Source organism: Reyranella humidisoli (assembly GCF_019039055.1).
Classification (GTDB): domain Bacteria; phylum Pseudomonadota; class Alphaproteobacteria; order Reyranellales; family Reyranellaceae; genus Reyranella; species Reyranella humidisoli.
Window position 1 is genome coordinate 520,097 of record NZ_JAHOPB010000001.1, and the last position, 20,632, is coordinate 540,728.

General features: G+C 66.7%; 20 protein-coding genes. 9 read left to right on the plus strand and 11 right to left on the minus strand.

The window, feature by feature from the left end; all coding sequences use genetic code 11:
* Positions 1-89 precede the first annotated feature (89 nt).
* Positions 90-1,535, plus strand: a complete 1,446-nt coding sequence (hydA, locus tag KQ910_RS02555; protein ID WP_216956873.1) for a dihydropyrimidinase — start codon at positions 90-92, stop codon at positions 1,533-1,535.
* Between the two features lie 133 nt (positions 1,536-1,668).
* Here hydA and KQ910_RS02560 read toward each other — a convergent pair whose 3' ends face one another.
* The 4 genes from KQ910_RS02560 to KQ910_RS02575 all read right to left on the minus strand — a co-directional run bounded on the left by KQ910_RS02560 (position 1,669) and on the right by KQ910_RS02575 (position 6,227).
* A complete protein-coding gene (locus tag KQ910_RS02560) occupies positions 1,669-2,340 on the minus strand; it encodes an isochorismatase family protein (RefSeq protein WP_216956875.1) in 672 nt (223 codons plus the stop codon).
* Between the two features lie 78 nt (positions 2,341-2,418).
* The gene (locus tag KQ910_RS02565; protein ID WP_229600298.1) at positions 2,419-3,861 is read right to left on the minus strand and encodes an amidohydrolase family protein; all 1,443 of its coding nucleotides are present in this window, start codon (positions 3,859-3,861) and stop codon (positions 2,419-2,421) included.
* 116 nt (positions 3,862-3,977) lie between these two features.
* The gene (locus KQ910_RS02570) at positions 3,978-4,760 is read right to left on the minus strand and encodes an SDR family NAD(P)-dependent oxidoreductase (RefSeq protein ID WP_216956877.1); all 783 of its coding nucleotides are present in this window, start codon (positions 4,758-4,760) and stop codon (positions 3,978-3,980) included.
* A 15-nt stretch (positions 4,761-4,775) separates the two neighbouring features.
* Positions 4,776-6,227: an amidase gene (locus tag KQ910_RS02575; protein WP_216956879.1), complete on the minus strand. Its 1,452-nt coding sequence runs from the start codon at positions 6,225-6,227 to the stop codon at positions 4,776-4,778.
* Positions 6,228-6,364: 137 nt separating this feature from the next.
* On the opposite strand from KQ910_RS02575, the gene KQ910_RS02580 reads away from it, so the two are divergent.
* Positions 6,365-7,579: a CaiB/BaiF CoA transferase family protein gene (locus tag KQ910_RS02580; protein ID WP_216956881.1), complete on the plus strand. Its 1,215-nt coding sequence runs from the start codon at positions 6,365-6,367 to the stop codon at positions 7,577-7,579.
* 11 nt (positions 7,580-7,590) lie between these two features.
* Complete coding sequence (locus KQ910_RS02585) at positions 7,591-8,550, plus strand: Bug family tripartite tricarboxylate transporter substrate binding protein (RefSeq protein ID WP_216956883.1); 960 nt, start codon at positions 7,591-7,593, stop codon at positions 8,548-8,550.
* Here the strand turns inward: KQ910_RS02585 and KQ910_RS02590 are convergent.
* Together KQ910_RS02590 and KQ910_RS02595 are read right to left on the minus strand one after the other, a co-directional pair.
* Entirely contained in the window at positions 8,537-9,757 is a 1,221-nt protein-coding gene (locus KQ910_RS02590; protein ID WP_216956885.1) for an MFS transporter, read from the minus strand. The two genes, KQ910_RS02585 and KQ910_RS02590, sit on opposite strands and share 14 nt — an antisense overlap.
* Complete coding sequence (locus tag KQ910_RS02595; RefSeq protein WP_216956887.1) at positions 9,754-11,994, minus strand: arylsulfatase; 2,241 nt, start codon at positions 11,992-11,994, stop codon at positions 9,754-9,756. Before KQ910_RS02595 ends, KQ910_RS02590 begins: the two co-directional genes overlap by 4 nt.
* A gap of 88 nt (positions 11,995-12,082) precedes the next feature.
* Here KQ910_RS02595 and KQ910_RS02600 point away from each other — a divergent pair, with 88 nt between their 5' ends.
* From KQ910_RS02600 to KQ910_RS02625, 6 genes are read left to right on the plus strand one after another with little or no spacing between them, the layout of a single operon-like run.
* Positions 12,083-12,847, plus strand: a complete 765-nt coding sequence (locus KQ910_RS02600) for an alpha/beta fold hydrolase (RefSeq protein WP_216956889.1) — start codon at positions 12,083-12,085, stop codon at positions 12,845-12,847.
* 5 nt (positions 12,848-12,852) lie between these two features.
* The gene (locus KQ910_RS02605; protein ID WP_369408274.1) at positions 12,853-13,572 is read left to right on the plus strand and encodes a DNA-3-methyladenine glycosylase I; all 720 of its coding nucleotides are present in this window, start codon (positions 12,853-12,855) and stop codon (positions 13,570-13,572) included.
* 2 nt (positions 13,573-13,574) lie between these two features.
* On the plus strand, positions 13,575-14,321 hold the full coding sequence (locus KQ910_RS02610) for an aspartate/glutamate racemase family protein (protein WP_216956891.1): 747 nt from the start codon (positions 13,575-13,577) through the stop codon (positions 14,319-14,321).
* An 11-nt stretch (positions 14,322-14,332) separates the two neighbouring features.
* On the plus strand, positions 14,333-15,175 hold the full coding sequence (locus KQ910_RS02615; protein ID WP_216956894.1) for a fumarylacetoacetate hydrolase family protein: 843 nt from the start codon (positions 14,333-14,335) through the stop codon (positions 15,173-15,175).
* On the plus strand, positions 15,159-16,406 hold the full coding sequence (locus KQ910_RS02620) for an MFS transporter (RefSeq protein ID WP_216956895.1): 1,248 nt from the start codon (positions 15,159-15,161) through the stop codon (positions 16,404-16,406). Before KQ910_RS02615 ends, KQ910_RS02620 begins: the two co-directional genes overlap by 17 nt.
* Complete coding sequence (locus KQ910_RS02625; protein ID WP_216956897.1) at positions 16,406-17,245, plus strand: NADPH-dependent oxidoreductase; 840 nt, start codon at positions 16,406-16,408, stop codon at positions 17,243-17,245. Before KQ910_RS02620 ends, KQ910_RS02625 begins: the two co-directional genes overlap by 1 nt.
* Before the next feature lie 9 nt (positions 17,246-17,254).
* Here the strand turns inward: KQ910_RS02625 and KQ910_RS02630 are convergent, their stop codons facing one another.
* The 5 genes from KQ910_RS02630 to KQ910_RS02650 all read right to left on the minus strand — a co-directional run bounded on the left by KQ910_RS02630 (position 17,255) and on the right by KQ910_RS02650 (position 20,611).
* Entirely contained in the window at positions 17,255-17,905 is a 651-nt protein-coding gene (locus tag KQ910_RS02630; protein WP_216956900.1) for an FABP family protein, read from the minus strand.
* 69 nt (positions 17,906-17,974) lie between these two features.
* Positions 17,975-18,295 (minus strand): DUF2218 domain-containing protein, encoded by a 321-nt coding sequence (locus KQ910_RS02635; protein WP_216956902.1) that lies wholly within the window; start codon positions 18,293-18,295, stop codon positions 17,975-17,977.
* A complete protein-coding gene (locus KQ910_RS02640) occupies positions 18,292-18,885 on the minus strand; it encodes a PadR family transcriptional regulator (protein WP_216956904.1) in 594 nt (197 codons plus the stop codon). The genes KQ910_RS02635 and KQ910_RS02640 overlap by 4 nt, the downstream gene beginning before the upstream one ends.
* Before the next feature lie 128 nt (positions 18,886-19,013).
* Positions 19,014-19,313, minus strand: coding sequence for a hypothetical protein (locus KQ910_RS02645; RefSeq protein WP_229600299.1), 300 nt, complete (start codon positions 19,311-19,313; stop codon positions 19,014-19,016).
* Between the two features lie 107 nt (positions 19,314-19,420).
* Positions 19,421-20,611: a mandelate racemase/muconate lactonizing enzyme family protein gene (locus tag KQ910_RS02650; RefSeq protein ID WP_216956906.1), complete on the minus strand. Its 1,191-nt coding sequence runs from the start codon at positions 20,609-20,611 to the stop codon at positions 19,421-19,423.
* Between the last annotated feature and the right edge of the window lie 21 nt (positions 20,612-20,632).

Below are 20,632 nucleotides of genomic sequence, written 5' to 3' on the forward strand. Positions count from 1 at the left end.
CCGCGTCCCGGGTCTAGGCGAAGAGGCGCCGGGATGGGTGGGCACGGGACTTGCTATACTTCCGGCAAATCAGCCGTCCGGGAGGATCAATGGCCGAGTACGATCTCGTCATCCGCAACACCACGATTGCCACGGCTTCGGACGTCGTGAAGGGCGATATCGGCATCGCGGGCGGGCGGGTCGTCGCCCTCGGCGAGCGGCTCGACAAGGGCCATCGCGAAGTCGACGGAACCGGCCGGATCGCCGTTCCGGGCGGCATCGACGCCCATGTCCATTTCGACCAGGACACGGCCGACGGCTCGGTCTTCTGCGACGATTTCGAGAGCGGCAGCCGCGCCGCCGCGGCCGGCGGCACCACGACCATCATTCCCTTTGCCTACCAGAACAAGGACCAGCCGCTGCGCGACGCGGTGAACAAGTATCACGCGCGCGCCGAGGGCAAGTCGCTGATCGACTATGCATTCCATGTGATCCTGTCGGACGCCAGCGAGAAGATCATGGGCCAGGATTTCACCGCCCTGGTCGCCGACGGCTACACCTCGTTCAAGGTCTATATGACCTACGACGACGTGAAGCTCACCGACCGCGAGATGCTCGACGCGCTGGCCGCGGCGCGGCGCGAGCAGGCCATGCTCATGATCCATGCCGAGAACTCCGACTGCATCACCTGGCTGACCGAGCGGCTGGAGCTGAAGGGCATGACGGCCGCGAAATTCCACGCCACGTCCCGTCCCTTCGTGGTCGAGCGCGAGGCCACGCATCGTGCCATCTCGCTGGCCGAGTTGCTCGACGTGCCGATGCTGCTGGTCCATGTCTCCGCCAAGGAAGCCATGCACGAGATCCAGCGTGCGCAGGCACGTGGCCTCAGGGTCTACGGCGAAACCTGCCCGCAATACCTGTTCCTGAGCGAGGAGGATTTCGAGAAGCCTGGTGACGAAGGCGCCAAGTGCGTCTGCTCGCCGCCGCCGCGCGGCACCGACAACCAGGAGCATATCTGGACCGGCCTGTCGGCAAACACCTTCCAGGTCCTGTCGTCCGACCATGCCGCCTTCAGGTTCGACGACGTGCGCGGCAAGAAGCTGCCGGGCGCGCGCGAGAGCTTCCGCAAGATCCCCAACGGCGTGCCGGGCGTCGAGACGCGCCTGCCGCTACTCTTCTCCGAAGGCGTCAACAAGGGCCGCATCAGCCTGCAGCAATTCGTGGCGCTGAGTTCGACCAACGCCGCGAAGATCTACGGCCTGCATCCGCGCAAAGGCACGATCGCCGTCGGCTCGGACGCCGACATCGTGCTGTGGGATCCCGAGCGCAAGGTGAGCCTCACCAACTCGATCCTCCACCACAATTGCGACTACACGCCCTACGAGGGTCGCGAACTCACCGGCTATCCGGTGATGACCCTGTCGCGCGGCGAAGTGGTGATGGACGAAGGCCGCATGAGCGGTTCGGCCGGCCGCGGCCAGTTCCAGAAATGCGACCGCCCCGAAGCCGCCCGCCCGCGCGGCCGGCCGCTGATCGATCCCTCAATATTTAATTAGAATCTCTTCACTTCCCCATTCAAATGGGGACGTGCCCCGTCATAGGGGGCGATGGGGTCATGGGCATCGCAAAGCTTACGACCCCTCCGGCGCGACGCGCCAACTCCCCATTTGAATGGGGAGGAGATCGATTCTAAAGCGGCTTATAGCTCTCCAGAAAATCAACCACCTCGGCGACCGGCAGGACATCGGCATATTTGGCGGCCATGTCGTAGAGGTTGGCGAAGTGCGGGCTCTCGTGCTTGTCGGCGACGCATTCCTCCGGAACGATCGTGCGAAAACCGCGCGAGAGGCTATCGACCACGGTGGCGCGCACGCAGCCCGACGTGGAGCCGCCGGTGACGATCACGGTATCGACCTTGTGGAAGGTGAACAGCGATCCCAGGTTGGTCTCGAAGAAGGCCGAGGCCATGCGCTTGTTCATCACGATATCGCGGTCGCGGTCGATATCGCAGCGATCGTCGAGCTGGGCCTGCCGGCTATCGGCCTTGATGCTCTTCAGTGAAGCCGACATGTCGGCGCGCGTCCCCCAGACACCGCAATCCTCGCCCGACCCGAGATAGGCGACATAGGTCCAGATCACTGGACAACCCTGCGCGCGCAACAGAATCGCCAGCTTGTTCACATGCTCGATCTGGCGCGGATCGGTCTCGTAGGCCGTCGCGAATTCGGCCGGCCGCGTATAGGCATTCTGGAGATCGACGTTGACCAGCGCCGGCTTGCGCCCGAATCCGAAGCGACGGCGGCGCGGATCGGCCCTCAGTGCCTCGTAGAGCTCACGCGCCGTCTTCGTCGAGGATTCCATGCGGGTCGATCCGGCGCGGCAGGTCAGCCCGGCACCACGAACCCGTAACGCAGGTTCGACGGCTCGCGGCCGGCGCGTTCATAGTCCGACTTGATCGCGGCGAAGCGGTCGTCGCGCCAGGCGGCTTTCTTGATGTCGTACTTGTACATCTTCGCCGAATTCTCGCCGAAGATCGCGCGCTTCACCGGACCGTCCGCGCTGCCGAGCGGGGCGAAGCCGAACTTCCTCTGCATGTCCTCGGGAATCTCCAGGCGGCAGCGCCTCGATCTGCCATTGCGGTGCGCCGGTCCATACGGCGTCGGTGCCCCACACGACATGGTCCGCGCCCATGCCCTTGATCAGCATGCCCATCAGGGCGGCGCACAGGCGCGGCTCGGTCACGGTCGTCTGCGCGAAGATCTGGCCGAGGTCGGCGTAGACGTTGCTGACGCCATATTTCCCGGGAATCTCCGCGAGGTCCGAGGTCCAGTCGACGCGACCAGTCTTCTCGAACTGCTCGTAACCACCGGCCGAGGCGCCCGGCGCACCGGTCCAGCGGAAGGCCGAGTGGTAGACGACGAAGCGGATCTGCGGCCAGTCCTTCGCGGCCTTGCCGACATCGTCGACCGTCGCGTACGGCGTGAGATGCGGCCAGCGCTGCGACACCGACGGCGGATAGAGCCCCTTGTGGACGCAGACGATATCGTAGCCCGCCTTCACGATCTTCTCGTAGAAGGGATAGACCAGCTTCTCGTCGTCCATACGCCAGGGATGACGCGCCAGGTCCTTGTTGGTGTTGTCGCCGACCGTGTAACCCTTCCAGGAATCGGGTTTCAGCGTCGCGATGCACTTGTCCACCTCGTCCATCCAGCCGTCGTAGCCCGGCGTGAAGATGGCGTGCGACAGGCAGCGCTTGGAGCCGGCCGCCTTGTTCACCTTCTCACGCGCCTCGGCCTTCATCTCGTTGGTGAGGAACCAGTCGCGCGGATCCTCCGAGGCCGAGCCGCTGAGCAGCGCCACCTTGGTGTCGCTGTCGAGATAGATCTCCTTGAACCAGTTCGGATACTTCAGGTCGTCGAGAGTCTGCGGCTTGCCGACGAGGCCGGGATTCCAGCCGGCCTTGCCGACCGCCTCGCGAGCGCGCACGAAGCCTCCGAGCCGCGTATCGTCGCGCAGGAAGTGCGTGTGCACGTCCATCACGAACTGGTCCTTCAAGCCATCGGCGCGTGCCTGGGCGAGATCGACGCTCTTCGCCTCGGCGGGCGCCGCGCCATAGAGCGGACCATAGATCTCGTTCATCGCGACGAAGGCCGTCGCCATGCCGGCGGCGGTCTGGAAGAAGCGGCGGCGCGACAGACCGTTCTTCTTGCCGAACTCGTCGCCGAGCGCATTCATGCGCGCTTCGACCTTCTTCTGCTGCTCGGTCTGCGGCACCGGCAGGAACTCGTCGCTGGAAATGACCTGCGTCGGCACAGGTGTCGCCTTGCCGGCCAGACGGGCCGGCAGGAGCCCGCCATGTTCCTCGTCGCTCAACATGCCCATGGCGGTCCTCGTCGGGGGAGCTCGGGGTCTAACGGAAGCGCGGCGCCATATGCGGCCCACTCTGCTGCAGGCCTAGCAAGAAGGTTGCCGCTTCCACTGTCAATGTCGGTCGCCCTCTACTTCGACTTCGGTGTCGCGGCGACTCCCGGCACATGGTTGAGGACCGAATGGACGAGGCCGCCATCGACCAGCAGCGATTGCCCGGTGATGTAGCTCGCCTGCGGTCCCAGCAGGAAGGCGATGGCGTCGGCGATGTCGCTGGGCTTGGCGACCCGGCCGAGCGGCACCAGCTTCGCGCGGCCGCGCGCCAGCGCGGGCTTGGAGTATATCGCGTCGGTCATCGAGGTGTGGACGAAGCCGGGACAGACGGCGTTGGCGCGGATGCCGTCGGGCGCCCATTCCTGCGCCATCATCTCGGTGAGCATGATCAGCGCCGCCTTGGTCGGGCTGTAGGCGCCGGTCGGAAGCTGCGGCACGACGCCGGCCATCGAAGCCAGCATCACGATCGCGCCCCTGGAGCGCTTGAGATGCGGGTGCGCCGCCTTGGCCAGCAGCCAGTTGGCCCGCAGGTTGATGTCGAACACGCGGTTCCAGGTCGCGAGGTCGAGGTCGACTAGCTTGGAGGGCGCGGTGATTCCGGCATTGCCGACCAGCGCGTCGATGCCGCCCATGAATTTCACGGCCGCAGCGATCACCTTGGCGGGCTCCGCCGGCTTGGCCATGTCGGCCTTGAGCGTGCGGACCTTGCAGCCCGAGGTGCGCAGGTTGGCGGCCAGCGTCTCCAGCTCGTCGAGATAGGCGATGTCGCAGAGGGTCATCGCCTCCGCGCCGTCCGCCGCCAGTTTCAGCGCGGTCGCACGTCCTATGCCACGGCTCGCGCCGGTAATGACGACCCGCATCGTTTCCTCCCCCTTTTATAGGGAAGATGGTGGCACGGTTCCCGGCCTGGGGTCGATGGGGAGGAGTTGATCGAAGCCGACCAATTTCTCGTAAAGGGCGGCGGCCTGGAGCAGCGCCGCCTCGCCGCGCGGCTTGCCCACGAGCTGCAGGCCCACCGGCCGGCCGAAACTATCGAAGCCGCAGGGCACGGCGATCGCGGGGCTGCCGGTCACCGTGATGGCCGAGTTCAGCGTCGAGCCCGACATGTAGTTGTCGAGCTTCTTGCCGGCGATGGTGGCGGGCGCGCGCAGGTTCACGTCGAAGGCCGCCGTCGGCGCCCCCGGAGTCACCAGCAGGTCGTAGGTCTGGAAGAAGGTGAACATCCGGCGGTACAGCGCCGCTCGTTCCCGTTCGGCCCAGGCGAGCTGGCTGGTCGTCTGCTTGAGGCCCAGTTCGGTGTTCCAGATGATGTCGGGCTTGAACTTGTCGCGATGCTGCTGGATCTGCAGCTCGCGATCGACGACGAACTGCTGGCTGCGCATCGCCATGAAGACCTCGTCGACCGGCCCGAAGTCCGGCGACACTTCCTCGACGATGCAGCCCAGCTCCTCGAAGCGCTGCGCCATCTTCGTGCAGATCTCGCGGATCTCGCGGTCCACCTCGAACCGGCCGCCGAAGTCGATGGTGAAGGCAACGCGCTTCGGCAGAACCGGATTGGCCACGGCCGCGCTGAACGAGACGGCGGGTGCGTCGAAGGTCATGGCGTCCTGCGGGCAGAAGCCCGACATGGTGTCGAGGAAAAGCGCCAGGTCGGCGACGTTGCGGGCCATCGGGCCCTGCACCGATTGCGGTGAATAGAGATTGTTCGAGGTGCCGCGCGTGACGCGACCGGCCGAGGGTCGCAGGCCCACGGTCGAACAATAGGTGCCGGGCCGCCGCAGCGAGCCGCCATGATCCGAACCGTGCGCCAGCCAGACCTCGCCGGTGGCGACCGAGACCGAACCCCCGCCGGTCGAGCCGCCGCAGGTCAGCGAGGTGTTCCAGGGGTTGCGCGTGCGGCCGAAGACCTCGTTGAAGGTGCTGCCGCCCGCGCCGAACTCCGGCGTGTTCGACTTGCCCATGACAATGCCGCCCTTGCGCTCGATGCGCTCGACCAGCGGATGCGACTTCTCCGGCACATGGTTGGCGAAGATCGGCGAGCCGTAGGTCGTGCGCACGCCGCCCACGTCGGTCAGGTCCTTGATCGAAACCGGCAGGCCGGCCAGCCAGCCCGCCTCGCCTTCGGCCTCGTTGGCCTGGCCCGCCATGATCTTCTTCGCATGGTCGCGCGCACGATCGAGGCAGAGCGTCGGCATGGCGTTCACCGCCGGCTCGACCTCTTCCATGCGCCGGGCCGACGCCTCGACCAGGTCGAGCGGGGTGATCTCCTTCGTTCTGAGACGCGAAACGGCCTCGACCGCGGTGAGACGCCAAAGTTCGTTGCTCATGCAATGCCTCCGGCGTCCAGTGTGCCAGCCTTCATCGGCCCCTGTCTGCCATCCATGTCCCGCAAACCGAGCGGGCTGGCTTGACCGTTCCGCATGCGTGCGGTCATTCCTGCATCTGCACATCGAGGAAGCGCCGCATGAAGAACAACGAACGACAGCCTGCCGGCCCCCTGAAGGGCCTGCGCATCGTCGACATCTCGACCGTCGTGGCGGGGCCCTTCGCCGCCGGCTTGCTGGGCGACTATGGCGCGGAGATCGTGAAGGTCGAGATGCCGGGCGTGGGCGATTCGCTGCGCGCGCTGGCGCCTCACAAGGACGGCGTGCCGTTGTGGTGGAAGGTCACCAACCGCAACAAGAAGGGCGTCACCCTCGACCTGCGCCTGCCCGAGGGCCGCGACCTGTTCGCCAGGCTGGTGGCCGATGCCGACGTGCTGGTCGAGAATTTCCGGCCGGGCACCCTCGACGGCTGGGGCATCACCCGCGCCTGGCTGCAGGGTCTCAATCCCCGTCTCACGATCCTGAGGGTCACCGGCTTCGGCCAGGATGGGCCCTATGCCGGTCGTCCGGGCTTCGCGCGCATCTTCGAGGCGATGAGCGGTTTCACGCAGATCTGCGGCGAGGAGGGTGGACGGCCGCTTCATCTCGGCTATCCGATCTCCGATGCCGTCGCCGGCCTCTTCGGCGCGCTGGGCATCCTCGCGGCCCTGCACGACCTCGCACGCAACCCCGAGCGGCGGGGACAGGAGATCGACTGCTCGGCGACCGAGGCGATGATGCGCACGCTGGAATTCCTCGCGATCGAATACGACCAGCTCGGCGCCGTGCGCACGCGGTCGGGTAATCGCAGCCAGTACGCCGCACCCGGCAACGTCTATCGCACCGCCGACGACAAGTGGGCCTCGATCGCGGCCTCGACGCAGAGCATCTTCGTGCGCCTCTGCGCGGCGCTCGACCTGAAGCACCTGCTGGAGGATCCGCGCTTCGCGCTCAACCCGGCGCGCGTGAAGAATTATCTCGAGCTGGACGAGATCGTCGGCGCCGCCATCGGCAAGCTGACCCTGGCCGAACTGCGCGAAACCTTCACCCGCCACGAGGTGGGCTTCTCGCCGATCTACGACATCGCCGACGTCTTCGCCGATCCGCAATTCGCCGCGCGCGAGGCGATCGTGCGGGTGCCCGACGGCGAGCTGGGATCGGTCCGCATGCAGGGCGTGGTGCCCCGCTTCTCCGAGACGCCCGGCGCCGTGCGACACGCCGGCCCGGCGATGGGCCAGCACAATGAAGAAGTCTATGGCGGCCTGGGCCTGTCCGCGACGGAGATCGCGGCGCTCCGGGCGCGCAAGGTCATCTAGGGAGGATCGACATGTTACGACGCACGTTCGGCGCACTTTCACTCGCCGCCCTCGGCGCACCCGCAGCCCATGCGCAGGGCGACAAGGTTGCGAAGATGGTCGTCGGCTTCCCGGCCGGACAGGCCACCGACATCATTGCCCGCCTGCTCGCCGAGGCCCTGAAGGCCGAGCTGGGCGAGACCGTGATCGTCGACAACAAGCCCGGCCAGGGCGGCAGCATCGCGCTCGGCCTGGTCGCCCGTGCAGTGCCCGACGGCAGCACCTTCGTCCTGTCGCCGCTGGCCGCGCTGGCGATCAATCCGCACCTCTACAAGAACGTCGCCTACCAGAGCCTCACGAGTTTCGAGCCGGTGGCGCGCGTCTGCGATCTGCCGCTGGTGCTGGTGGTGCACCCGTCGCTGCCGGTGAAGACGCTGCCGGAACTCATCGCCTACGCGAAGGCCAACCCGGACAAGCTCAGCCATCCCTCGTCGGGCAACGGCACGTTGAGCCACGTCGCCATGGAGGAGCTGAAGGCCAAGGCCGGGATCCGGATTCTTCACGTGCCCTATCAGGGCAGCCCGCCGGCCATGAACGACCTGGTCGCCGGCACGGTGCAGGTCGCCCTGGATACCGTCACCGTCACCAAACCTCATATCGACGCGGGCCGGTTGCGCCTGATCGCCGTCAGCACCCTCGAGCGACTGTCGTTCTTTCCCGATACGCCGACCATCGCCGAGCAGGGCTTTCCCGGCCTCGAGGCCAGCGCCTGGCTGGCGGTCCTGCTGCCGGCGCAGACACCGGCCGATAAGGTGAAACGCCTGTCGGATGCCGTGGTGAAGGTGGTCGGCATGCCCGAGATCCAGAAGAAGTTCCTCGCAGCCGGTGCGATTCCCCACGCCATGGATGCCGCCCGGTTCGCCGCGTTCCTCAGGAGCGAGGATCAGCGCTGGAGCAAGGTGATCGCCCAGTCGGGCATCAAGGCAGACTGACCATGGGGCGGCGGCGCTGGGCCATGTAGAGGATGCCCAGCAGCATCAGGTTGAGCAGGTTGAAGGCCAGCGCCGACTTGAACGCGGACATATAGGAGAGCGTGGCGTCGAAGATGAAGCCGCCCAGCCAGCCGCCGGCGGCCATGCCGGCCATGGCGAACAGCATGACGATGCCCAGGCGCCAGCCGGCGATCGTCGGGCCATAGAGGAAGCGCAGGTTCAGCGCGTAGCCCTGCACGATGGCGATGAACGGTATGCCGTGCAGCAGCGACAGCGCATAGATGCCGTTGATGTCGCGCACGTAGAGGAAGCCGACCAGCGAGCCGATCTGGATCACCGAGCAGAGCAGGCTGACCGGCAGCGGTCCGATGCGCTGGGCGAGGCGCGCCATGGCGAAGGTGGCGACGATGGCCGACACCAGCACCAGCGACACCGCTTCGGTGCCGCGCGCGGCGGGATAGCCCAGGTCGCCGCAGAAGGCGACCATGTGCACGAAGGGGATCGCCATCGCCGCGCAGCAGCAGAAGCCGGCCGCCGACAGCAGCAGCATGATCGTCGAGGAGGGCAGCGGCAGGTGCACCTTCTCCTCGCGCCGCCGCCCGCCGGGTCCTCGCAGTGTCGGCGCCGCGCGGACATAAAGAGCGCCCAGCAGCAGCAGCGCACCCGACACGAGGCCATAGACGAGCAGCGTGTCGCGCCAGCCGATCTCCGGCAGCAGCAGGCGATAGACCTGCGGCCAGACCGAACCGGCCACCGCGGGCCCGATCGAGATGAGCGCGACGGCCATGTTGCGCCGCTTCTCGAACCAGCCCTGCACGTTGTTCATCGCCGGCGTGAAAGTGCCGGCATTACCGAAGAAGCCCAGCAGCATCGCGTAGCCCGCGTAGAGCGCGAACTCCCCGCCGCGCGAGGCGACCCAGCCGCCGAGCGCGATCGAGATGCCGGCGATCAGCAGCGGCACCCTTGGGCTGGTGCGATCCGCCAGCCAGCCCATGAAGACGCCGCCCACGCCCATGCCGAAGAAGCCCACCATGTAGGCGAAGGACGGCACGGCGCGCTGGTCGCCGAAGTCGGCCGCCATCTCCTTGAGGCCGACCATGGGCAGGTAGATGCCACCGCCGCCCAGCGCCACGCAGGCCATCGAGACCAGCGCCAGCCGCCAGGCATAAGCGCTGTCGATGCCCCTCCCCTGGCGGGTGTCGCTCACTCGCGCGCCAGCGCCGCCGCCGCCGCCTTCTCGGCGTCGAGAACCTGGTCGTCGTCCATCAGCACGGTGACCTTGTGCAGCTTGCCGGTGAAGGCGAACGGCGCCTCGTAGTGCGAGACCGGGCTCGATCGGTCGCGGCCGATGTCGAGGCCCGACCAGGAGATGAAGCTCACGAAGCCGTTCTGGGTATCGAAGCTGCCGGCCGGCTCGCCGTCGATCAGCAGGGTGGCGATGTTGCGGCCCTGGTTCCGGCGCATGCGGACGCCGAGCTTGCGGTTGCCCGCCGGCACCGGACGATCGGAGACGATCAGGTGATGCTCGCCGCCGATGTTCATGTCGTAGGCGAGCTTGCCGTCCTTCATGTAGAGCGAGTAGCCGGTCGTCATATCGCCATGCGCGATCAGCACGCCCTCGGTCATCGGCCCGTCGACATGGGCGTCGGCCTCGATTGTGTAGGTCCGGTTTCGCACGTCGGGCGCCACGTCGGTCGGCACATGGCCCATGCCGGCGTGGAACACGAAGCGGTTGCGCGGACCGTGGAAGCGCTTGGCATTGTCGGCGAAGCGCGGCGCGAAGCGGTCGTCGAGCGGCAGCACCTTGCTCGCCTCGGCCTGCCGCCACCATTCGTCGATCATCGCCTTCAGCCGTTCCGGCTCCTTCTCGGCGAGGTCGTTGGTTTCGTTGAAGTCCTGATCGAGGTGGTAGAGTTCCCACTTGTCCTTGGTGAAGTCGCCGCCCGGCGGATGGAACGAGACCGCCTTCCAGCCGTCCTGCACCAGGCCGCGATGACCGAACATCTCGAAATACTGCGCCTTGGCCTTCGACCTGGCCTTCTTGTTCTTGAGGCTCTTGGCGAAGCTGGTGCCTTCGAGTGGCATCTGCTTCACGCCGTTGATCACCTTCGGCGGCTTGATGCCGACCACGTCGAGCAGCGTCGGCACGAGATCGCTGGCGTGGCAGAACTGGTGACGCAGCTCGCCGCGCGCGGCGATCCCCTTGTCCCAGGCCATGACCAGCGGATCGCGGATGCCGCCGCCGTGGGTGTTCTGCTTGTAGCGACGCAGCGGCGTGTTGGCCGCCATCGCCCAGCCCCACGGGAAGTTGGAGTGCGTGTCGGGCCCGCCAATGTCCTCGATGCGCGCGATCTTCTCGTCCAGCGATTCGCGGCGCAGATTGTAGGGACCCATGGCGTTGATCATGCCGAATGGGCCGCCTTCCTGGCTGGCGCCGTTGTCGGACATCACGATGACCAAGGTGTCGTCGAGCTGGCCGGCGCTTTCGAGGAAGGCCATCAGGCGGCCGATATGCTGGTCGGCATGGTCGAGCATGGCGGCGTAGGCGGCCTGCAGCCGCGTGAACATGCGGCGCTCCGGTTCCGCGACCTCCGCCCACGCCCGAACGGAATCGTTGCGCGGCGGGAGCTGCGTGCCCTTGGGCACGATGCCCATCTCGATCTGGCGGGCGAGGCGACGCTCGCGCTCGGCGTCCCAGCCCTCGGCGAAGACTGAATCGTACTTGGAGATCAGGTTGAACGGCGCCTGGTGCGGCGCGTGGCAGGCGCCGAAGGCCAGCCAGGTGAGCCACGGCGTCTCCGCATTGTCGGCGACATGGTCGGCGAGATAGCGGATCGCCTGGTCGACCAGGTCCGACGTCAGGTGATAGCCGGTGGCGAAGGTGCCCGGCGGATCGACCGGCGTGTTGTCGCGCACGAGTTCCGGCGCGTACTGGTCGGTCTCGGCGTCCATGAAGCCGTAATAGCGGTCGAAGCCGCGGCCCAGCGGCCAGCCGTCGAACGGGCCGGTCGCACCGGACTCGGTAAGTGGCGTCACGTGCCACTTGCCCAGCATGTAGTTGCGATAGCCGTGCGGACGCAGCATCTCGGCGATGGTACCCGCCTCGCGGCTGATCTTGCCGCGATAGCCTGGATAGCCCGAATCGAAGTTGGCGAGGCAGCCGACGCCGACCGAATGATGGTTGCGACCGGTCAGGAGTGCCGCGCGCGTGGTCGAGCACATGGCCGTCGTGTGGAAGCCGGTATAGCGCAGGCCGCGCTTGGACAGGGCGTCGATGGCAGGCGTCTCGATCGGCGACCCGTAGCAGCCGAAATCGGAGAAACCGACATCGTCGAACAGGATGACGAGGATGTTCGGCGCACCCTTCGGGCGCTTCGGCGTCTCGGGCCAGTAGGGCAGGGAATCCTGGACCGTCTTGCCGATCTTGCCGCCATGTTCCGTCATGCGTTTCCCCTTCGTTGCCCGCGGTTGTCCGACACTTGGGCAATACGATCAACCTTGTCGCAATTCATGGCGCTTGTTAGGGAAAGTCATGGCTCATTTCACGTCCGACGGGCTCGACCTCGCCTACGATGAATTCGGTCCCGCCGATGGCCGCAAGGCGATCGTGCTGGTGCATGGCTTCTCCGCGAACCGCTACGAGAACTGGAAGCGTATGGGCTGGTACGACGCCATCGCCGCCAAGGGCTTGCGCGGCTTCGCGCTCGACAATCGCGGCCATGGTGAGAGCGCCAAGCCGCACGATCCCGCCCAGTACGACCGCGAGGCGATGGCCCGCGATGTATTAGCATTGATGGACCATGCCGGCGTCGAGCGCGCGCATGTGCTGGGCTTTTCGATGGGCGCGCACATCGCACTGACGGCGGCCCTGGTCGATCCTGGCCGCATCGATCATCTCGTGGTGGCCGGCGTCGGCGCCAGAATGTTCGACCCGCCGCGCGCGGAAGGGGCCATGGCCGAGGCCATGGAAGCCGCCAGCCCCGACGAGATCGCCGACCCGATGCTGAAAAGCTTCCGGCACTTTGCCGATGAACAGAAGGAAGACCGGCTGGCGTTGGCCGCCTGTTCGCGCGGCGCCCGCGTGCCGCTTACCCGCGACTCGCTGATGGCGATCCGCCGCCCGACCGCGGTCGTCGCCGGCGCCCGCGACCAGCTCGCGGGGCCGCCGCAGGGACTCGCGGAGGCCATCCCCGGCGCCAAGGCCGTCACGCTGCCGGGCTGCGATCACTTCTCCTGCATCGGCCATCCGATGTTCAAGGCGACGGTGTTCGACTTCTTCGACGGCTGGCTCGAGTAGAGAACGTGGCACGCGTCTCCTTCAAGTCGATCCAGGCGCGCGCCGCCCGGCGCAAGGGCGGCGAGAAGGCGCTGGCGTCGCTGATGCCGAAGAAGCGCGACAACAAGGCTTTGGCGAAGCTCAGCGACGACCGCGTGCTGGCGGAGATGGCGCGCCGCGTCTTCTGTGCCGGCTTCGTGTGGAGCGTCATCGACAAGAAGTGGCCGGGCTTCGAGGAAGCCTTCCTGGGCTTCAATCCCAAGCGGCTCCTGTTCCAGCCGGCCGAGTTCTGGGAGAAGCTGACCCAGGACACGCGCATCGTGCGCAACCCCACCAGCATCCGGTCGGTGCGCGACAATGCGAAGTTCGTGACCGATATCGCCGCCGAACATGGCAGCTTCGGCAAGTTCCTGGCCGCCTGGCCCGCCGACGACCAGATCGGCCTGCTGGAAGTCTTCGCCAAACGCGGCTCCCGCCTCGGCGGCTTCTCGGGCCAGTACCTGCTGCGCTTCCTCGGCCGCGACTCCTTCATCCTGACCGGCGACCTGATGATGTGCCTGCGCGATGCGGGCGTGCCGATCAGCGAGAAGGGCACGTCGAAGAAGGACCAGAGGCTCGCTCAGGCGCAGATCAACGAATGGGCCAGGGAGAGCGGCCTGCCCCTCACCCACATCTCGCGCATCTGCTCGATGTCGATCGGCGAGAATCACGATGCCGCGCGCCTCGCGGAAAACATGCGGACGTGACCATGACCAACATCCTGCTGATCAATCCCAACACGACGAAATCGATCACCGATCTCGTCCTCAGGACCGCGAAGGGCTTTGCCTCGAAGGGCACGCGCCTGCGCGCGCTCACCGGTTCGTTCGGCCCCCGCTACATCGCCTCGCGCGCCTCCTACGCCATCGCGAGCCACGCCGCGCTCGATGCCTATGCCAACGATCGCGGAGCGAAGGATGTGGTGGTCCTCGCCTGCTTTGGCGATCCCGGCCTCGCCGCACTGAAGGAGGTCAGTCCGGTCCCGGTCGTGGGCATGGCTGATGCGTCGATCCTGCAAGCCTGCGCCATCGGCAATCGCTTCTCCATCGTCACCGGTGGCGAGCGCTGGAAGTCGATGCTCGAGGAATTCGTGGCGAGCCACGGCCTGACGTCTCGGCTGGCCTCGGTGCGCACCGTCGCGCCGACCGGTGCCGACATCGCACGTAACCCCAAAGCCGCCATGGAATTGCTAGCAAAAGGCTGCTCCGCCTGCGTTCGAGAGGATGGCGCCGACGTCGTGATCCTAGGCGGCGCGGGCCTCGCGGGCCTCGCCGCGAAGCTGAAGCCGATGGTCGATGCGCCTCTGCTCGACGGCGTCGCCTGCGCCATCTCGATGGCCGAAGGCCTCGCGCTCCAGGAGCCGGCGAAAGCCACGCATGGTGCACTTGCGAAGCCGGGCGCCGTCGACAGCATCAAGCTCTCCAAGGGACTTTCGAAGCTGCTGCAATCGCCCTAGGGTCCGTCCCCATGCGGTTGGTCAGCTTTCGCCATGCGGGCGCGAACAAATTCGGCGCGGCCGTCGAGGACGGCATCGTCGATCTGTCGGCGCGCACGAAGGGGCGCTGGTCGAGTTTGCGCGAGGTCATCGCGGCGAACGCGCTCGACGAACTCCGCACGATGACGAAGGCAGCGTCGGCTGATGTCGAGCTTGAAGACGTCGAACTGCTGCCGGTCATTCCCGATCCGGGGAAGATCCTCTGCGTCGGCCTCAATTATGCGAGCCATGTCGGCGAGGTCGGCCGCCAGATGCCGACCGTGCCCAGCGTCTTCTCGCGTCTCCACAACACGCTGGTGCCGCACGGCGGCGACATCGTCCGGCCGCGCGCCTCGATCGACTTCGACTACGAGGGCGAGCTCGCCATCGTGATCGGCGAGCGCTGCCGCCACGTCTCGCGCGCCAGCGCCCTCTCGGTGATCGCGGGCTACACCTGCTTCATCGACGGCAGCGTGCGCGACTTCCAGAAACACTCCGTCTTTGCCGGCAAGAACTTCCCGGCGACCGGACCGCTCGGACCGTGGATGGTCACGTCGGACGTGATCGCCGATCCGCAGCGACTCGAACTCACGACCCGGCTGAACGGCACCGTGGTGCAGCACGACACGACCGATCACATGATCTTCGATGTCGCCACCATCATCGAATATCTCTCGACCGTGACCTGGCTGGAGCCGGGAGACGTCATCGCGACCGGCACGCCCGACGGCGTCGGCGCCGGCCGCAAGCCGCCGCTCTGGATGAAGGGCGGCGACAGGCTGGAGGTCGAGATTTCAGGCATAGGGACCTTGGGCGTCAATGTCGTCGACGAGTAACTCCTTCGACCTGCCGGCGAGCGACGCCGGCACCGACAGCAAGAAGGCACGCGAATTCAAGGTGATCGCGCTGATCGCCGTGGCGCATTTCGTGAGCCACGTGCACATCATGCTGTTGCCGCCGCTGTTCGGGGAAGTCCGCGAGGCGTTCGGCGTCAGCTATGTCGAGATCGGCTTCGCGCTGACGGCTTTCAACGCCGCCTCGGCGCTGCTGCAGACGCCAGCCGGCTTCCTGGTCGACCGGGTCGGTCCGCGCGCCATGCTGACCGGCGGGTTGATCCTGGGCGGCCTCGCCGTCGCGGCCGCCGCGCTGCTGCCCGGCTACTGGTTCTTCGTCATCGCCTACGCCTTCCTCGGCCTCGCCAACACCGTCTATCACCCGGCCGACTACTCGATCCTCTCCGCCACCATCGACCACAAGCGGATCGGCAAGGCCTTCTCGATCCATACCTTCGCGGGCTATCTCGGCTCGGGCGTCACGCCGGCGCTGGCGCTCGCCTGCGCGGCAATGTGGGGCTGGCGCGGCGCCTTCCTGTTCGTCGCCGGCCTGTCGATCGCGACTGCCTTCCTGCTGATCGTGGCCGGCAGCATCCTGCCGCGCATCGTTCACAAGCCCGGCCAGGAAGCGGCCAAAGGGAGTGGCCAGAAGGTCGGCCTCGACCTGCTGCTGAGCGCGCCGATCCTGCGCAACCTGCTGTTCTTCTTCTGCCTCGCCATGGCCAATGGCGGCATCCAGACCTTCACCGTCGTCGGCATGGCCCAGATCCACGGCACGCCCTTCTCGGTCGCCAGCGTGGCGCTGTCGGGCTTCCTGCTGTGCAGCGCCGGCGGCGTGCTTCTGGGCGGCATCATCGCCGACCGCACGCCGCATCACGAGCGCGTGGCGGCCGTCGGCTTCGCCTGCACCTCGACCATGGCGATCCTGATGGCGTGGGTGAACATGCCGGGCGCCGTACTGATCGCGCTGATGTCCGTCGGCGGCCTGCTGAACGGCATCATCCAGCCGTCGCGCGACATGATGGTGCGCGCCGTCACGCCGCCGGGCTCCTTCGGCAAGGTGTTCGGCTTTGTCAGCACCGGCTTCAACCTCGGCGGCATGATCGCGCCGCTGCTCTACGGCTGGCTGATGGACCATGGCGAGCCGCGCGCCATCTTCATGATCGTCACCGGTTTCATTTTCCTGGCGCTGGTCACCGCAATGACCCGCCGCAAACCCGAGAGTATTGCCTGATGGATTCCCTGACGCCCGCCACGCCCGCCAAGACCGAAGCCCTCGCGCGCCGCTACGGCGCCGATGCCGTACCGGCCGCCGGCCCATGGAACGAGACGATCGCGACCATGCTCGATCACCGTTCGGTGCGCGGCTACAAGCCCGATCCGGTGCCGGCCGGCGCACTCGAGAGCATGATCGCCGCCGCCCAGTCGGCGGCCACCAGCTCCAACATGCAATGGTGGTCGGCCGTCGCGGTCACCGATCCCGCCAAGAAGAAGATTCTCGCCGAGATCGCCGGCGGCCAGAAGCATATCGAGCAGTGCCCGCTGTTCATCGCCTGGGTTGCCGACATGTCGCGCAACCAGCGCATCTCGGACTCGATCAAGACCGAGTTCGAGACCATGCCCTGGCTCGAAACCTTCATGGTGGCCTCGATCGACGCAGCACTTGCCGCCCAGAACGCCGTGGTCGCCGCGGAATCGATGGGCCTGCGCACCGTCTATATCGGCGCCATGCGGAACAACCCGATCAAGGTCGCCGAGCTTCTCGGCCTGCCGCCGCAGGCGGTCGTCGTCTTCGGCCTCTGCGTCGGCTACTCGACGGAGAAGGGCGAGGGCGAGGTGAAGCCGCGCCTGCCGCAGTCGGTCGTGCTCCATACCGAGCGCTACGACGCGAGCAAGGAAGAGGCCCTGCGCGCCGCCTACGACGCCGAAATGAGCAAGTTCTCGGCCCGGCACGAGTTGCAGGCCGCGACCTGGACGCAGCGGGTGCTGAACCGCCTCGGTCCGATCAAGGCGATGAACGGCCGCGAGACGTTGCGCGCCGCACTCGCCCGGATGGGCTTCGAGATCCGGTAGAAGCGTCCGTCAGTCGAACTTGCCGGACTTCAACCGGCCGACCATCGGATTCGCAACCGGCGCCGCGACCCGGCGCAGCGTGTTCGTGTCGCGGTGGTTGAAGGCCGGCGTCTTGCCGCGCACCGCGAGGTCCGTGCGCGTCACATAGGACCAGGTATCGTCATCGTTGAAAGTGATGTCGATGCGGTAATAGTCGGTCCGGAACGCCTGCTCGAGGAAGGTGGTCGAGCAGATGCCGAAGCGGGTGTCTCCTCGTTTGGCTTCCACCGAGATCGTCTTGTCGCCGGGCTTCGCGGTGCCGCCCGCCAGCACGACCTGGCCGCGCGGAATGGCGATGGACTGCATGATGAGGCCAGTCGCCGGCTCCCAAAGCCAGTAGCCGATCTGATCGTGGAAGGTGATGGCTTCGTCGGTGTTGATGTGGATGTGATAGCGCAGCCCGTAGAGAAGCTGTGGCCCGTTGGGCTGCGGGTCGATCGGCTCCATCCGGATATGTTCCCGGAAGCCGCGCTGCTCGGGCCCTTCGGCCTTCGGCGCGATGTCCAGCCCCTTGTCGGATTCCCATTCGCCGGCGAGACGGGCCAGCGGCCCTAGATTGGCCAGCGTGTCCGGCGAAAAATCTTCCGGCTCGGTAAAGACGTCATCGGGAATGCTCGACATGGATCCTCGCGGGGCTGAACGCGCCGCGAATGTGCAGTCCCGAACGGAGCAGGACAAGCGCGCGGCTTGTCACGCGTCGCGCCAGTCGAAGGCGAGTGGCGCCTCGCGAAAGGCGAAGCGGTCGATGTGGCTGGCGACGGCGCCCTTCAGCGCCTCGAGCTGACCCGCGGCGCTCGCTTCGAGACGGCACGCCAGCGCGTCGGCCTGCGCCTCCAGCAAAAGCGTCGCATCGCCCGGCCAGTCCGCGCCGCGGGCGTTGCGCGGGAACACGACCCTGCCCTTTTCCGGCGTGAACTCGACTTCGAGATTGTGGCTCCAGTGCTTGCAGAGCTGCTGGAGGTAGCGGCTGCCGTTGGCGGTCGGCACGCGCGCGGTACTGTGCGCGCTCACAGGCGTTCGATCCTCTGCGCGGCCTCGTCGATGATCGCGACCGCGTCATGGACCGTCTGCTTCTGTACGCCCTCGCGCCCGAGGCGATGGATCAGCACCTCGCGCAGGTTGTTCATCGCCCGGCGGACCGGCGCCGCATCGGTGCGCTCCTGCAGGCTGGCCAGTTCGGCCAGTCGTGCGAACAGCGCGTCGACCTCGGCCTTGCGCTCGAGCAGATGGATGGTGCCGTCCGGCGTGACCGTGAAGGCCTTGCGCGCGCCGTCCGACTTCACCTCGGCAACATGGCCCATCTCGTCGAGCATGGTCAGGGTCGGATAGACCATGCCGGGACTGGGCACGTAGCTGCCGCCGGTCAGTTCCTCGATCGCGCGGATGAGTTCGTAGCCGTGGCGCGGCTGGTCGGCGATCAGCTTGAGCAGGACGAGCCGCAGTTCGCCCGAATCGAAGACCCGACGGCGGCCGCGGCCGCCGCGGCCCTCGCCCGAGTCGCCGTGCCAGCCGTGACCGGGCCGGCCAAAGCCGCGCCGGCCGAAATGATGCTTGTGGCTGTCCTCGCCGCGATGATGAGGATCATGGTGAAAAGATCGCATGGAAGCTGTCTCTTTATGTTTGAACATATTCAAGATATATCTTGAATGTTCAAAAGCGCAAGACGCCCGCTTCAGCGAATTTTCAGTTACCTTTTGTGACTATCTGTAGAGCAGGCGCCGTCGACCGGTTAGTGACGCCCGGCGCGATTGACCGGGCCTCCGCGATTCACCGCACCATCCACGCCCTCTCTCGGCGCCACGCCGGCACCGGGAGCCCCGACGCCGACGCCAGGCGCAACGCCGACTCCGGGCGCTCCCGCCCCAACGCCCGGCGCCACGCCGACACCCGGCGCGCCGACGCCCACGCCGGCGCGCGGCGCCCAGACGCACCCGTGCGGCACGCCTTCGGCCCGGCAGTAGACCTGCGCTTCGGCCGATGTGCCGATCAACGCCAGACCAAGCGACAGACCTACGATTGTCCGAACCATGACTTCCTCGCCATCCCGGGATGATGCTGATCCCGCCGACAGTCCCTACCACGTCGACCGCAAGCACGCCCGGCCTGCGGGAGGCGCAGCGAAATCCCGCGATGCCCCTATTGCGTGACGACGTAGCTCTTGGGCGGGTGCCGGCGCATCGCCGCTTCGTTCGGCTCGACGCCCCAGCCCGGCCCCTTCGGCAGGATATAGTCGCCATTCTCGAAGACCGGTGGGTTGTCGACGATCTCGTCGCGCCACGGTACGCCGTCGATGTCGATCTCCATAATCCGGAAGTTCGGCACGGCGGCGCAGAAATGCGCCGAGATGGCGCTGGCGAGATGGCCGTAGAAATTGTGCGGCGCCACGTTGACCTCGTAGACGTCGGCCAGCGACGCGATCTTCAGTGACTCGGCGAAGCCGTTCCAGATCACGTCGACGATGGCGGTGTCGAAGGCATAGGCCTCGAGGTAGGGGCGGAAGTCGCGGCGCTCCAGCAGGGTCTCGCCGGAGGCGATGGGGCACGGTGCGTGTTCGCGAATCATCGCGATCGACCTGGGGTCGTGGATGTCGAGCTCGAGCCAGGTGAGGCCAGTAGGCCCGACGGCGTCGGCGATGCGCTTGAAGCCCTCGGTACGGAAATGGAAGTTGGTGTCGAGCATGATGCCGACATCGGGCCCGACGCCGGCGCGGAACGCCTCGACGGTCTTTGCGGCACTGCGCGCGATGAAGGCGTCCCAGTTGCGCTCGGGGAAGCCCTTGCCGACGACGAAGCCGGGACGATAGGCGCGCAGCTTGCCGTCGACTTCCATGGCGATGTTGGTCTTGCAAGCGGTGAAGCCCTTCTTGCGCACCTCCTCGCCGGTCCGCATGAAATCGTCGTAGGAACGCACCGCCGGTGTTCCGCAGAGGTCGGGATTGCGCATCCGGTAGGAGCCGCAATGCGACCAGTAGACGGGGATGCGATCGCGCAGCTTGCCGCCGAACAGCTGATAGACCGGCACGCCCAGCGCCTTGCCCTTGATGTCGAGCAGCGCGTTCTCGATGGCGGCGATCGCCTGCCGCACCACGCCGCCGCGCGACTGCGTCGACTTGGTCGCGAGCACGGCGTTCACCAGCTCGATGTCCATCGGGTCCATGCCGACCACACTCGGCATCAGCGCCTCGATGACGCCCGAGAGGCCCGGGCTGCCGAAGCTCTCATTGTACTCCGACCAGCCGACCGGACCGGTGTCGGTCACGAGCTTGAGGAACGAGAAGAGACGCCAGCCGGCGTCGCACCGGAAAATCTCGTAGCTCTTGATCTTCATGTTTCCTCTCCCGCGTTTTCT